The organism is Shewanella sp. Isolate11 (genome assembly GCF_022398315.1).
In the GTDB taxonomy this organism is placed as follows: domain Bacteria; phylum Pseudomonadota; class Gammaproteobacteria; order Enterobacterales; family Shewanellaceae; genus Shewanella.
This window is the reverse complement of the sequence record NZ_JAKEVF010000006.1, coordinates 175,100-189,543: the sequence shown is the minus strand read 5'-3', so window position 1 is coordinate 189,543 and position 14,444 is coordinate 175,100. Positions and strand designations below refer to the sequence as shown.

At 45.0% G+C, this 14,444-nt stretch carries 10 protein-coding genes and 1 rRNA gene; 4 read left to right on the top strand and 7 right to left on the bottom strand.

Going from position 1 to position 14,444, the window contains the following annotated elements; all coding sequences use genetic code 11:
* Together L1D21_RS14615 and ccoG are read right to left on the bottom strand one after the other, a co-directional pair.
* Positions 1-137: ribosomal RNA gene (locus L1D21_RS14615) — 16S ribosomal RNA — on the bottom strand; the annotation flags it as partial.
* Between the two features lie 583 nt (positions 138-720).
* Entirely contained in the window at positions 721-2,148 is a 1,428-nt protein-coding gene (gene ccoG / locus L1D21_RS14610; RefSeq protein WP_239846002.1) for a cytochrome c oxidase accessory protein CcoG, read from the bottom strand.
* Positions 2,149-2,239: 91 nt separating this feature from the next.
* Here ccoG and L1D21_RS14605 point away from each other — a divergent pair, with 91 nt between their 5' ends.
* The 3 genes from L1D21_RS14605 (at position 2,240) to L1D21_RS14595 (ending at position 4,002) form a co-directional block, all read left to right on the top strand.
* Positions 2,240-2,593 (top strand): hypothetical protein, encoded by a 354-nt coding sequence (locus tag L1D21_RS14605; protein WP_239846001.1) that lies wholly within the window; start codon positions 2,240-2,242, stop codon positions 2,591-2,593.
* Positions 2,594-2,712: 119 nt separating this feature from the next.
* Positions 2,713-3,615: a 1,4-dihydroxy-2-naphthoyl-CoA synthase gene (locus L1D21_RS14600; RefSeq protein WP_239846000.1), complete on the top strand. Its 903-nt coding sequence runs from the start codon at positions 2,713-2,715 to the stop codon at positions 3,613-3,615.
* A gap of 195 nt (positions 3,616-3,810) precedes the next feature.
* Positions 3,811-4,002, top strand: a complete 192-nt coding sequence (locus L1D21_RS14595) for a DUF2061 domain-containing protein (RefSeq protein ID WP_239845999.1) — start codon at positions 3,811-3,813, stop codon at positions 4,000-4,002.
* Between the two features lie 15 nt (positions 4,003-4,017).
* Here L1D21_RS14595 and L1D21_RS14590 read toward each other — a convergent pair whose 3' ends face one another.
* From L1D21_RS14590 to cobA, 5 genes are all read right to left on the bottom strand, one after another.
* Positions 4,018-5,787, bottom strand: a complete 1,770-nt coding sequence (locus L1D21_RS14590) for a bifunctional protein-serine/threonine kinase/phosphatase (RefSeq protein WP_239845998.1) — start codon at positions 5,785-5,787, stop codon at positions 4,018-4,020.
* 12 nt (positions 5,788-5,799) lie between these two features.
* Positions 5,800-7,275, bottom strand: coding sequence for a NarK family nitrate/nitrite MFS transporter (locus tag L1D21_RS14585; protein ID WP_239845997.1), 1,476 nt, complete (start codon positions 7,273-7,275; stop codon positions 5,800-5,802).
* Positions 7,276-7,515: 240 nt separating this feature from the next.
* Positions 7,516-7,848 carry a nitrite reductase small subunit NirD gene (gene nirD / locus L1D21_RS14580; RefSeq protein ID WP_239845996.1) on the bottom strand — a complete coding sequence of 111 codons (333 nt, stop codon included), beginning with the start codon at positions 7,846-7,848 and terminating at the stop codon, positions 7,516-7,518.
* Between the two features lie 9 nt (positions 7,849-7,857).
* Positions 7,858-10,386, bottom strand: a complete 2,529-nt coding sequence (gene nirB / locus L1D21_RS14575; RefSeq protein ID WP_239845995.1) for a nitrite reductase large subunit NirB — start codon at positions 10,384-10,386, stop codon at positions 7,858-7,860.
* A gap of 19 nt (positions 10,387-10,405) precedes the next feature.
* Complete coding sequence (cobA, locus tag L1D21_RS14570) at positions 10,406-11,251, bottom strand: uroporphyrinogen-III C-methyltransferase (RefSeq protein ID WP_239846013.1); 846 nt, start codon at positions 11,249-11,251, stop codon at positions 10,406-10,408.
* 419 nt (positions 11,252-11,670) lie between these two features.
* Here cobA and L1D21_RS14565 point away from each other — a divergent pair, with 419 nt between their 5' ends.
* Complete coding sequence (locus L1D21_RS14565; RefSeq protein ID WP_239845994.1) at positions 11,671-14,346, top strand: nitrate reductase; 2,676 nt, start codon at positions 11,671-11,673, stop codon at positions 14,344-14,346.
* The last annotated feature ends 98 nt before the right edge of the window (positions 14,347-14,444 follow it).

Genomic DNA, 14,444 nt, shown 5'->3' with positions numbered 1-14,444 from the left:
GCAGTTCCCTAGGCATTACTCACCCGTCCGCCGCTCGTCATCTTCAAAAGCAAGCTTTTGAAATGTTACCGCTCGACTTGCATGTGTTAGGCCTGCCGCCAGCGTTCAATCTGAGCCATGATCAAACTCTTCAATTAAAGTTTTTGTGTCCCAAACCCCGTTAAGAGTTTAGAACGGCTCAATGAATTCTGATTCGTTTTAAAGACTCGGAAGAATCTATAAAACGTTTGTACATATTGCTATGGACATTCACTATCTCTAGTTAACTATTGCTAGTTACAGAAAAGCATTGAGAAATAAATCGTTTTCGATTAACTCAATACCTGTGAGTGTCCACACAGATTTCTTGTTTTATCTTGTTAAAGAACGTTCGCCTCATACTGGAGTCCAGCGGGCTAGGGCTGCGTATTCTACGCTTTCCTTGGTCGGCGTCAAGTGATTTTTTAAAAAGTTTTTTAAGTGGTTATTTACTACGCTGACTATTTAAAGCCTGGCGGTAAATCACAGCTAAAAAAACCTGTTTCACTTGCTGCCCTGACTTAGCTTTACTTCGCCTTGCGACGCTGCCTGCCGTGTCAGTGGATGCGCATTATAGGGTGTTATTGAAAGGGCGCAAGGGCTTTTTTGAAGAAAATGACACTTTGGCGTTTAAGCGATTACTTATCATGCAATATGCGTAAAAAAGGGGCTAAAAGCCCCTTTTTACCTATCAAACTCGCTTTATTGACTAAAGAAACGCGACTCTTGTGATGCTGCTAATGTGTCACCGTCAACAGTAGTAACTACTTTAAACTTCACTTTTACCATAGAGCGAGAAAGATCAACTGGGTCTACCGCGACACTAATAGGTAAAGTAAGCACCTCACCACCTTCGATTGTTACCGTTTGTGGCCCATACCATTGGTAATTAGGTAATCCATCGACACTGAGTTGATACTCATGTGCGGCTTCGGTCTTATTTAGGATCTTTAGAGTAAAGGTATTTTCTATTAATCCCTGATCATTTTCCCTGAACAGTTGATTTCGATCGCGAATAATATCGATACGAATTGGGTCAATAGTGGCAGTAGCATATACAAGGATGCTAGTCATGATAACTAACAAGGCTCCGTAGCCAACTAACTTAGGACGTAATACTTTCTCTTTAATGCCTTCCAATTTGTTTTCGGTAGTATAGGAAATCAAACCTTTTTGATAACCCATGCGCTCCATGGTGTTATCACAGGCATCGATACAAGCACCACAGTTGATACATTCATATTGCAATCCATTACGAATATCGATCCCCGTAGGGCAAACCTGCACACATAAGTCACAGTCAATACAATCACCCAAGCCGAGGGCTTTATGGTCGGCCTTTCTTGAACGAGGACCACGAGATTCACCACGCTTAGCGTCATAGCCAACAATATAAGTATTCTTGTCGAACATCACCGATTGGAAGCGGGCGTAGGGGCACATATGCAAGCACATGATTTCACGCATCCAACCGGCATTACCATAAGTAGCAATAGTAAATAGTGCGACCCAGAAATAGATGACGCCTGATGCCGCGCCACTAAATACCTCGACATAGACTTCTGTGGTTGGCACAAAATAAGATACAAAAGTCATCGCCGTCAGTAATGACACTAACAGCCAGCAAATATGCTTAACGGTTTTTCGCCAAACCTTATTAAAGCTCCAAGGCATCTGATCCAATTTGATCCGCTTATTACGGGCGCCTTCCAGCTTCTCTTCAAACCAGATAAAAATAAATGTCCATACGGTTTGCGGGCAAGTGTAGCCACACCAAACTCGGCCGAGATAAGTAGTCACGAAAAACAAGCCGAATGCGGCTATCATAAACAGTGCGGCTAACAGGGTGAGATCTTGCGGCCAGATAGTAAGGCCAAAGATATGGAATTTTTGTTCGCCTAAGTTGAACCAAACGGCTTGCCTATCTCCCCAAGGGATCCAAGGCAGCAACAGGAAGAACAACATGGCTATCCAACCAAGGCGACGACGCAGTTGAGTCCAAAAGCCCTCAATGGCTCTGACATAGATGCGATTGCGAGGATTAAACTTATCGGATTTATTCACATCAGGCTGATGAATTTTAATCCGCTCAGCTTTCGAATAATCCTTTTTATTTGATTCTGCGTCCATATTTAACAGCCTTACAGCTTTAATATTTCATGAAAACTGGCTTATTATACATTTTCTATTACAAATTGTTCACCAAGGTTGGGATAAAATAATGAAAGGATGGATTATTGTGGCGGCTGGAGTAGCAGTGCTTTACTACTTCGCGACCCAAACAGATAAACTTGATGAACCGATTGCGCAGACCGATGCGTTACTGAAAAAAATTGAGCGCAAACTCGACTCGATGACAGGCACAAGAATTATCAGAGTTGAACACGACATCTCGCATCTAAAATCTGAAATTGCCGACCGACTCGATCGCAAAGAGTTGGCAGCACTAGATGGTATTTTAGAGACCAAAGAGTCGGTACTCGAATTTAAAGATCAGTATTGCGGCGATGATAGCAAACGCTTTACCGCCTTAAGCAAAGAAAACCAAACCTTCATCTGCGATAAAATTCACTAATCAGCTTATTTAGGATATGAAATCGCGCTCAAACACGGTTTTCATATCCTAAATTGACCTCTATAAATAATAAGCCTAGCCTTGGCAAATTAGTCTTTTACAAATACAGGGTAACTAACATGACAGACACGGTTTCTGATATTTTTGAACCTAGCCTTTGGGATGAAGTAGCAGGATTTGAATTTGAAGATATCACTTATCACAGGGCGAAAGATCAAGGCACTGTGCGTATCGCCATTAATCGTCCTGACTGCCTTAACTCGTTTCGCCCTAAAACCGTAGACGAACTCTATATCGCACTGGATCACGCGCGACAATGGTCAGATGTGGGCTGCGTATTGCTTACAGGTAATGGCCCTTCAGCAAAAGGACAGTGGTCATTCTCGGCCGGTGGCGACCAGCGTATTCGTGGCAAAGATGGTTATAAATATGAGGGTGCTGAAACCGACACTCCCGATATTGCCCGTATGGGACGACTACATATATTAGAAGTACAACGTTTGATCCGCTTTATGCCTAAAGTGGTGATTGCCGTGGTACCCGGTTGGGCGGTAGGTGGTGGCCATAGCTTGCATGTTGTGTGCGACTTGACCTTGGCCTCAAAAGAACATGCGGTATTTAAACAAACCGATCCAGATGTCGGCAGTTTCGACTCAGGTTATGGCAGCGCCTACTTGGCTAAGATGATCGGCCAGAAACGTGCTCGCGAAATCTTCTTCTTAGGTTTTAACTATAGTGCCGATGAAGCTTTCGATATGGGCATGGTCAACCGCTCAATCCCTCATGCCGAACTTGAGACTGAAGCCTTAAACTGGGCTAAAGAGATTAACTCTAAATCGCCCACCGCCATGCGGATGCTCAAATATGGCTTTAACTTGCCAGATGATGGGTTGGTAGGTCAGCAGCTATTTGCTGGCGAAGCCACTCGCCTTGCCTATGGTACAGATGAGGCAGTTGAAGGCCGAGATGCCTTCTTAGAAAAACGTGATCAGGACTTTTCTAAGTTCCCTTGGCACTATTAATATTGGCATGGTGAATTGTAGTTAGACCATTAAAAGCCGCTATCACTAGCGGCTTTCTATTTTCCCCAAAAACCATAAAATAGATACAAAATTAAATTACAATCGATTTTTACAATCAACACTATCGAAGCTCAATGGATTTACACTGATAATGATAACAATTATCATTTACATAAATTCAAAAGGAGTTCGACCATGACTAAAACATTAACCTTTGCCATCTTACACTTTGGCGTTGCTTTCACTATTACTTACTTATTAACAGGTAGTGTCGTTATCGGAGGCGCCGTCGCCCTAGTCGAGCCAGCTATTAATACTGTTGTGTTCTACTTTCATGAGAAAATATGGAAGCGTATCGAAGATCGCTCCGAGTCAGTTTTAGCCTAACCTGAGTAATTGCGGTTATAACAGCAAAGCTTGTATTAAGATGACGAGCATTAATAGTACCGATAATGTACGCCAAAACAGTATAGGGTCGCGCTCTATTAATGGTGAGTGTTGTCGCTGGGCTAACAAGGTTTTATTCGGTGTAGTCAGATCGACAAGTAACTCAGACATCGCTTGATAACGTAACTGTGGTTGTGGATGACAGGCCTTTTGTAAGGTTAAATCCAACCAGACTGGAATATCATCTCTAAAGCAACGTGCCGAAATATAGTTCCACTTATGGCTACGGAAGTGATCGACATAATTAGCACCTTCGAGTTTATAAGGTAACTCTCCGGTCAACATTTCATAAATCATCACAGCTAAAGAAAAAATATCAGATTGATGACTGGCCTCCTGCCCCATCAAATATTCAGGAGCAATATAGCCTTTAGCACCTAACGGACATTCTTTATCTTCTTGCTGCAACTCTACTAACCCCATCGCCTGTGCAGCACCATAATCGATTAACACCACTTTATTATCTTCCGTCAGCAGTAAGTTTTCCGGCTTTAGATCCCTATGCACCACGGCTAATCTTTGCAATGCTCGAATCGCAATAACTACCTCGCCAACAATCGAACGAACTTGATTGATCTCCGCATGGGGGTGATCAAGCATCCATTGGCGCAGGGTCTGCCCAGGTACATATTGGCAAAGGTGATACAAAAAAGGCGTCGAATAAGGATAAACCTTCATTAAACTCGCATGTTGCGTCCGTTGTCCGATCCATTGCTCACGAACAAAACTGGCTAGATATAAAGGGTCGTCAGCATAATTTAACGAGGGAGCCTTAATCACATAAGTCGCTTTACTGTCTCTGTGCTCGACCAGATAAATATGACTCCGGCTTCCACTATATAAGACTTTTACCACCTCGAACTCATCGATCTTATTACCGACATCCATCACTGGCGGAATGACTTTCTGTTGGTATTGCTGCACTAATTCATTCGCCTCAATAAAAGGCAATGCTTCTACCTTTAGCAGCACACAACTTAGATTATCCTGACTACCTTGCCGAAAGGCTTGCTGCACAAGCGTGTCGGCAATTTTCTCTAACGGCAGAGCTTGCTCTACTTGCTGTAACGACTGGCTAATTTCGCTGGGAGACAAGCATTCATGCACGCCATCGGTACTGAGTAAAAACAGATCCCCCTGTTGAGCCTCATGGCTTTGATAATCCACCTCAAGATGGCTATCCATCCCTAAAGCTCGAGTCAAAAAACTTTTATTCCCCATCTGATGCTGGCAGTGATCCCGAGTCAGCTGCCGCAACTCCCCCTGACGATAGAGATAGACACGACTGTCTCCGGCATGAAACAGATGTACCCTATTAGACTTAACCACCAAAGCGCTAAAGGTGGAGACAAAACTATTATGTTGTAAATCACACTGCTGGCTATGATGATACAACCATGAGTTCAATGAACTGAGTACCCTATGCGCCGACTGCTTTACTCCCCAGCTTTCAGGAGTACTCAAATAGTCCTCGATAAACTGAGTCACACAAAGCTGACTGGCTTGCTGAGCATGACTACTGCAACTCACACCATCGGCAATACAAGCAACAACCCCTTTGTGCATCAGTTGCTGCATATCGCTACTGCGATACACAGCAAAGGCATCCTGGTTATGACTTCGAGCCCCCGCAATAGATTGCCCACCAAAACTCACCTGCAGTGATTTTTTTGTGGTTTCTATCTGTCCAGAAACAAGAGGTTGCGCTTGAATATTCACTGTCATCGGCGTTCCAGTTTATCGGCTCGATACGTCAATAAGAGTAACGCTGCCATCTTGATTGACTTCCACCATCTGCCCTTTGGGTTCTTCCATCATCCACAGCGCCACAAATCCCACCACAGCAGTGATGGCAATAACATAGAAAAAGGTACTGTAGTCAACGAAAGAGAGCACAGTTAAATAACACACGGCACCCACGTTACCGTAGGCTCCGGTCATGCCTGCGATCTGTCCTGTCATTCGACGTTTAATGAGTGGCACTGTGGCGAATACCGCGCCTTCACCTGATTGCACAAAGAAAGAACAGGCCATCGCTGCAGCAACGGCTATCCACACCGGCCATTCGCTGTTCACCTGCCCCATTAAAAAGTAGCCCGCCGCTAAACCCGCGGTCAAAATCAGTAGCGTAGGTTTACGACCAAACTTATCAGAAATCCAGCCGCCACCAGGGCGTGACATAAGATTCATAAACGCATAAGCCGAAGCGACCATCCCCGCCATCACAGGGGTCAATTCGAAGGTTTCAGCGAAAAACAGCGGCAACATGGAAACCACAGCTAACTCTGAACCAAAAGTCGCAAAATAAAGCACATTCAACACAGCCACTTGCTTAAACTTATATCTGTGGATTTCTGGTACCGGCCCTTCAAACACCGTTTTGTTCACTTTCCATACTTGCGAGACTTCATACAAATACAGTAGCCCCAACCCAAGATAAATAGCCCAAACGACCGTATCCGTTAACATAGCAACACCCGCAGGCGATAACTTCCACGCCAATAATGCCAAGGCACCGTACATGGGGATTTTCATCAGCAATAACAGATAGAAATCTCCTTTAGAGGTCACTTCCATGGCGGTGAGGTTCTTGGGTTTAAAGTAAGTAGCGCCCTTAGGGGTATCCTCAACATTACGATAAAAAACAAACGCAAACATTAAGCTGACTAATCCTGTAAGCCCCATGGCATAACGCCAACCATCGTCACCACCAAATATCAGCGCGATTGTCGGCAAGGTAAATGCCGCAGCCGCCGAGCCAAAGTTACCCCAGCCGCCATATATGCCTTCTGCAGTACCTAACTGATGATGAGGAAACCACTCGGAAACTAAACGAATACCCACCACAAATCCTGCGCCAATAAAGCCCAGTAAGAATCGAGCAATAGCCGCTTGAACAAAACTATCGGCCATTGCAAAAGCAAAACAAGGTATCGAACAGATCGCCAATAGCATGGAATATACCAAGCGCGGTCCAAAGCGGTCGGTAAGCATGCCAATGATGACCCTAGCAGGAATCGTAAATGCCACATTCAGAATGAGCAGAGTTTTAATTTCGGCGGTGGTTAACCCTAAGGATTGCTTAACCGATTGTAATAATGGCGCAAAGTTAAACCACACGACAAAGGTGATAAAAAAGGCCATCCAGCTCAGGTGGAGTATTTTCATATTCCCACTAAATGAGAAGAGGTTGAATCGATTTACTGTACTCATAACGGGTTCTCCCTAATGAGAACTTGCCGCCAATTAACGTTATTCTCTGGTTACCCTTAACCGACTTATAACGGCAAAATATCTGCAGTTAAGGTAACTCAAATTCGAACCTAAATTGGCTATGACCTAAATTTTAGGTGCACAAGTCCCTGCTACTTTAAGTAGCAATTAAATTAAATCGTTAAATATTTCAGTATCGGTTAACTAATTTCGACACTGACTGTTTCGGTACTAAGTAGGTTAAGCCACTTTAAGTAACTGTATGCTTTGTCCCTGACGCCGAACCTCATAGGTCTTAAGTTGATAGTTCGGGTCTTGTAAACAACCACCCGTCTGTAAATTGAAATGTTGCTTATACAAAGGCGAAGACACCACTAACTCCCCTTTAATACAGCCCATGATCCCCCGAGATAACACATTGGCTCGACCTATAGGGTCATAGTTAGATACCGCAAACAAACGATCACTCTGCCGACATCGAAAAATGGCCACTTGCTCACTGCCCAATAAGGCACACACTCCGGTTCCCGCAACAATATCTTCACTCTGACAAATATCGACCCAAGTATTCATACCTACCCCCTAATCAACAATTTCTAATACTGGAATTTTATGGATCTGCACCGGCATGCGCTGTTGCCGCTTGATGTCATAAGCCAGCTCACTGTCGCCCGCCTGGCTATTCACAAAATGTTGGAATCGCTTAAGCTTTTCAGGGCTTTCTATTGTGGTTTTCCACTCACATTGATATTGAGCGATGCTATGGGCCATCTCGGATTCCAACTCCTCGGCTAGACCAAGCTTGTCGTCGATAATCACAGATTTAAGATATTCGATGCCACCTTCTAGGTTTTCAATCCATACTGAGGTGCGTTGTAAACGCTCGGCGCTGCGGATATAGAACATGAGAAAGCGATCGACATATTTGATAAGTGTTTGATCGTCGAGATTAGAGGCAAACAATTCGGCATGACGCGGACGCATACCACCATTACCGCCCACATAAAGATTCCAGCCATTTTCGGTTGCGATAATACCAACATCTTTCGACTGCGCTTCGGCACATTCACGGGTACAACCCGATACCGCAAACTTAAGCTTATGAGGTGATCTCAGGCCTTTATATCGGTTCTCAATATCGATGGCGAAACCTAAACTGTCCTGCACACCGAAACGGCACCAACTGTCGCCAACACAAGATTTCACCGTTCGTACCGACTTGCCATAAGCATGTCCGGTTTCAAATCCCGCATCCACCAGCTTGCGCCAAATCAAGGGTAGTTCGTGTAGTTGTGCACCGAAAAGGTCAATTCGTTGTCCACCGGTGATCTTGGTATAGAGGTCAAACTCTTTAGCCACTTCACCGAGAACGATAAGTTTATCAGGAGTGATTTCACCACCGGCAATGCGAGGCACCACTGAATAGGTACCATCTTTTTGCATATTGCCGAGATACACATCATTAGTGTCTTGTAGCCCCACATGTGGCTCTTCTAACACATATTCATTCCAGAAAGATGCGAGGATAGACGCCACTGTCGGCTTGCAGATTTCACAACCATGGCCAGTTCCATGACTTTCTAGCAGCTGATCAAAACTATTAATTTTCTTAATACGAACGATATCGGCGAGTTCAGGGCGGGTATAACTGAAATGCTCACACAGGTTGTTATCCACTTGATGACCCATTGCAGTCAATTCGCAGTCCATCACCTGTTTCACTAAAGCGCTACAACCACCACAACCCGTCGACGCTTTAGTGCATGCTTTTATCGCCGCCATATCGGTAGCGCCATTAGCCACCGCATCGACAACATCCGCCTTAGTGACATCATAGCAAGAGCATAACTGTGCACTTGCAGGCAATGCCTCAACTCCCATGGCAGCCGAGTCACCGTCTATATTAGGCAATATCAATGCCGAAGGATGATCTGGCAGAGGCAGATCATTCAACATCATCTGTAACAGCTGACCATAGGCTTCAACATCACCCACTAACACGGCACCTAAGACGCGATCGCCAGCGGCGTTAACCACCAGCCTTTTATAAACTTGGGCCACTTCATCTTGGAAGGTATAAGATTGCGCCCCTGCTGTCTGTGCATGGGCATCGCCAATACTGGCAACATCCAAGCCGAGTAACTTCAACTTGGTACTCATATCGGCACCACTAAAACAAGCATCATCACCTGCAATGTGTCCAGCCGCGACAGCCGCCATGCTATATCCAGGAGCAACCAAACCGAAGATACGTCCTTGCCATAAGGCACATTCACCTATGGCATAAATATCTTTATCGCTGGTTTGGCAATAATCGTTAATCACGATACCACCGCGCTCACCGACCTCTAGCTTAGCCTGACGCGCTAATTCATCTTGAGGACGAATTCCCGCAGAGAAAACTATCATGTCAGTTTCAAGATGAGAGCCGTCGGCAAAATTGAGTCGATAACGACTTTTATCACCTGCAACAATTTCTGTGGTCGCCTTCTCGGTATGCACACATACACCCAAATCTTCAATTTGATGACGTAACAGTCTGGCGCCACCATCATCGAGCTGTACCGCCATTAATCTTGGTGCGAACTCAACCACATGGGTTTCTAACCCTAAGTTTTTAAGGGCATTAGCCGCCTCTAATCCCAATAAGCCACCACCAATCACCACCCCTTTTTCACTATGGCAACTCGACTCGGTGATCGCCTCAAGATCGGCAATCGTGCGATAAACTAAGCAATGTTCCCCATCGTTACCCGCAATAGGAGGAACGAAAGGATAAGAGCCCGTAGCCAGTACCAGCTTGTCGTAACTAACTTGCTCGCCATTGTCTGTGGTAACGGTATGAGCCAAGGGGTCAATATCCACCACCTTGGTATCCAGCAAAAATTTAACCCCATGCTGTTGATAATAATTGGCATCGGTTAAAGCTAAATCTTGTTCTGTCTTACCGCTAAAATAGCTACTCAACTGCACCCTGTCATAGGCCAAACGCGGCTCTTCAGCAAAGGTCGTTAACCCAAACTGGTTCCCATCCTCTTTTGCTAACATATTGTCGATAAATTTATGGCCAACCATGCCATTACCTACAACCAATACATTGATTTTATCCATTAGTTTTCCCCAAAAAAGTTTATGCACTCATACGTACAGAAGTGAATTCCATTTTGCCGTCAAGGGCATGCTCAACTTGAGATTCAAACCAACTCAGTTGCTCAGAAAGGTTGACCACCTCACCCACTAAAATCAGCGTCGGCGAGATTAATTGATGCTCTATAACTAACTCGGCGAGATTGGCAATTTCACCTTTAACTAGCCGCTGCTGGCGTGAGCAACCACGCTCGATCAGAGCGACAGGGGTGTGACTGTCCAAACCGGCTTGCATCAGCTCAGTGGCAATCATTCCGGCCTTACTCAAGCCCATATAAAACACTAAGGTATGATTTAATAAGGCTAATCCTTGCCAATTGATATTGAGATCTGTCTCGGCATGAGCGGTGACAAAGGTGCAACCTTGAGATAGTCCTCTGTGTGTTAGAGGAATCCCTGCATAAGTCGAGCAACCCGAAGCTGCAGTGATCCCTGGAACAACCTCAACTGCGATATTCTGCTGTTTTAACGACAACACCTCTTCACCACCACGACCAAAGATGAAACCGTCACCGCCCTTTAAACGGCAAATGTGCTTGCCCAATAAGGCCTGCTCAACAAGCACTTCGTTAATACGTGATTGGTCAACACTGTGAAGGGATTTAGCTTTACCTACATATAAGGCGGGGGTCGATGCAGGAAACAGCGCGCGGATATCATCACTCACCAACCGGTCATAGATAATCAGATCCGCCGATTGAATAATGGTTAATGCCTTTACCGTTAATAGATCAGCATCTCCGGGTCCAGCACCAACTAGACTCACCTTCCCCTTATTTTTAGCTCGGTTAGTATCTCGTCTTTTTAGATCGATGATCTCTTGTCTCATTTGCAGTTTGCTGTTCACTTTACTTGCCCCGCTCAACTATCCCTTCGACTATGGTTAATTATTCAGCAAATAAAGTGCCAAACAAAAAAACAGCAACTTAAAAAATAATTTAATTAATAAAAATCAACAAAATAGAACAATAAAAAGCTGGGGCAAAAAACAAAACATAAGTTTTTAATCACTAAACAAAGTAATTAATCGCACTTAATGGGTGCACGCAAAGTTCAAAAAAGTGAAAACAACCTATCTAATTGAAAAATAAAGGACGAAACATATACCTCTAAATAGGTATATTTTGTTTTATAAAAAATTTAAATAAATTAAATCAACAAATTAAAACGCACAACATTGATGCAATACAAACTGGCTCGCGCATTGCTTACAAAATAAGTAAATCGGTAATTTTTGTGAGGTGTGGAATGAGTAATAACCCTATAAACCCTTGGATTAAAACGACCTGTGCATATTGTGGCGTGGGTTGTGGTGTAGAGGCTAAACCGCTCAAAAATGGAGCAGTATCGGTGCGCGGCGATCAACAACATCCGGCGAATCTCGGTAAATTATGCTCAAAAGGATCCGCGCTCGGAGAAACTCTGGTAGAAAAAGGACGCCTTATTCAGCCTCAAATCGATCAGCAACCTGTGAGTTGGGAGCAAGCCTTGTCTCAAGTTGCCCAGGGCTTTAGCGACACAATAGCGAAGCATGGCCCCGAATCTGTGGCTTTCTATTTGTCGGGTCAGTTACTCACCGAAGATTACTATGTTGCCAATAAACTTATGAAAGGCTTTATTGGCAGCGCCAACGTCGATACCAACTCCAGATTATGTATGTCATCCAGTGTTGCGGGTCACAAACGTGCTTTTGGTACCGACAGTATGCCCGCCACTTATAGTGATATTGAGGCTGCAGAGCTAATCATCTTAGTCGGCTCCAACTTAGCCTGGTGCCATCCGGTTCTGTTCCAACGCATTAAAGCCGCTAAGCAACAAAATCCTCAGCTTATGCTGGTGGTCATTGATCCTAGGAAAACCGCCTCGAGTCATTACGCCGATCTACATCTCCCCATTAACGCCACAACCGATGTATTACTTTTTAATGGCCTGTTGACGTTTCTTGCTCAGCAAGATCTATTAGATCACTCATATATAGAGGCGCACACTCAAGGCTTGCAGCAAGCAATCGCAGCGGCGCAGGCTGACAGCAACGAAATACCACAACTTGCCGAACAATTAGGTATAGATGCTGAAAGTCTTAACCACTTCTTCCAGCTATTTGCCAATACAGAAAAGGTATTGACGATTTACTCCCAAGGCGTCAATCAGTCCAGCCAAGGAACAGATAAGGTCAACAGCATTATCAATTGTCACCTCGCCACAGGCAAAATCGGTAAGGCAGGCTGTAACCCGTTTTCCATTACAGGCCAGCCCAATGCCATGGGAGGACGGGAAGTGGGCGGTCTGGCCAATACTTTGGCGGCGCACCTCGACTTTTCTCAACCAGCAAGGCAACTGGTAAGTCAGCACTGGCAGACCGATAACTTAGCCTGCCAACCCGGATTAAAAGCCGTCGATATGTTTGATGCCCTTGCCGATGGAAAAATTAAAGCGATATGGATAATGGCCACCAACCCGGCGGTTAGCTTGCCTAATAGTGATAAAATCAAACAGGCTCTACGCCAATGTCCCTTGGTCGTGGTATCTGACTGTGTCGCCAATACCGATACAGGACAGCTGGCTACGGTACAGCTACCCGCTCAGGGCTGGGCTGAGAAGTCTGGCACAGTAACTAACTCGGAGCGCCGTATCTCTCGTCAGCGACGTATAACCACCTCGCCCGGCGAAGCGCGTCCCGATTGGTGGATCATCAGCGAAGTGGCCAAACGGATGGGATTTCAGTCGGCCTTTAATTATCGTCATGAAGCCGATATCTTTCGCGAATACGCGGCACTCACCAACAAAGCCCACGCGCTCACCGGCCAGTCATTACGCTTAGGTCAGCTCGCGGATATCTCTGATAATGAATATGCTAATTTGCCGCCTCAACAATGGCCTGTTGATCAGCTTCAACGCGAACCCATTAGCCAACACCTATTTAAAGACGGTCAATTCGATACCCAGAGCCACAAAGCTCAGTTGATCCCAGTTCGCTATATTGCCTCTCAACAGGCTTGTGACCCAGATTATCCGCTCAGGCTCAATAATGGCCGAAACCGAGATCAATGGCATACCATGACACGTACCGGATTAGCCGCACGCCTCAATAGCCACCAGCCTGAGCCGTTATTGAGCATTAATCCTGTCGATGCCAAACGCTACAACTTTACCCAGCATGATATCGCCCACATATCCAGTGCCTCGGGTCAGGCCATGATGCGCGTTTCAGTTGATGATTCGGTAAAACAGGGCGATCTATTCGCACCGATACATTGGAGTGATGCTAACTCCAGCGCAGCCAAAATCAGTCGTCTTAGCTGTGCGATAACCGATCCTGTGTCAGGCCAGCCTGAAATGAAAAATACCCCAGTGCAATTGCAATCCTTTAAACCTAACAGTCAGGCTTTAGTGGTCAGTAAAACCAACATAGACACGCAACAATTTGATTATTGGGTAAGACAAGGTATTGAAGGCGGTTATCGTTATATTGTTGCCAGTAAACTAGCACCAGAGGCATTACATCTTCAGCTCAAGAGCCTGTATCGCAGCCAAGCTGAGGTGCAAATAGACGCGCATCAGAGTCACCATGAGTATCGTTTGGCCATTAGTGTGCAACAAGAGTTACAGTTTGCCTTCACGGTCGCCAAGCAAATTGATTTACCTTCTCATAGCTGGTTTGAACAACTGCTTAGCACACCAAACCAAACCGAGTTATTTACCAGTTTGCTGTCGAACCAACCCAGTGGTGACTTAGCCAAAGGCAGAATCATCTGTGCCTGTAAGCAAGTGGGTGAGAACCAAATAAATAACGCCATAAAAGCCGAAAAAGGGATCAGTCTGGAGTCATTAATATGTACCACTCAGGCCGGCAGCGGCTGTGGCAGTTGTATCTCGGAACTGGAGGAGTGTATTGCATCGCAAGCGATGTGCCACAGTCATTAATAATCAGAGGTAAAACAAATCGTCACATGCTACAGCCCATTATTTCTGCTAGCTTAACGGATGGAGTAAATTGTTACTTACGACATAAGTCGATTGAT

Coding starts and splice junctions, on each gene's coding strand:
- ccoG (WP_239846002.1), bottom strand. CDS start 2,148: ATGGACGCAGAATCAAATAAAAAGGATTATTCGAAAGCTGAGCGGATT.
- L1D21_RS14605 (WP_239846001.1), top strand. CDS start 2,240: ATGAAAGGATGGATTATTGTGGCGGCTGGAGTAGCAGTGCTTTACTAC.
- L1D21_RS14600 (WP_239846000.1), top strand. CDS start 2,713: ATGACAGACACGGTTTCTGATATTTTTGAACCTAGCCTTTGGGATGAA.
- L1D21_RS14595 (WP_239845999.1), top strand. CDS start 3,811: ATGACTAAAACATTAACCTTTGCCATCTTACACTTTGGCGTTGCTTTC.
- L1D21_RS14590 (WP_239845998.1), bottom strand. CDS start 5,787: ATGACAGTGAATATTCAAGCGCAACCTCTTGTTTCTGGACAGATAGAA.
- L1D21_RS14585 (WP_239845997.1), bottom strand. CDS start 7,275: ATGAGTACAGTAAATCGATTCAACCTCTTCTCATTTAGTGGGAATATG.
- nirD (WP_239845996.1), bottom strand. CDS start 7,848: ATGAATACTTGGGTCGATATTTGTCAGAGTGAAGATATTGTTGCGGGA.
- nirB (WP_239845995.1), bottom strand. CDS start 10,386: ATGGATAAAATCAATGTATTGGTTGTAGGTAATGGCATGGTTGGCCAT.
- cobA (WP_239846013.1), bottom strand. CDS start 11,251: ATGAGACAAGAGATCATCGATCTAAAAAGACGAGATACTAACCGAGCT.
- L1D21_RS14565 (WP_239845994.1), top strand. CDS start 11,671: ATGAGTAATAACCCTATAAACCCTTGGATTAAAACGACCTGTGCATAT.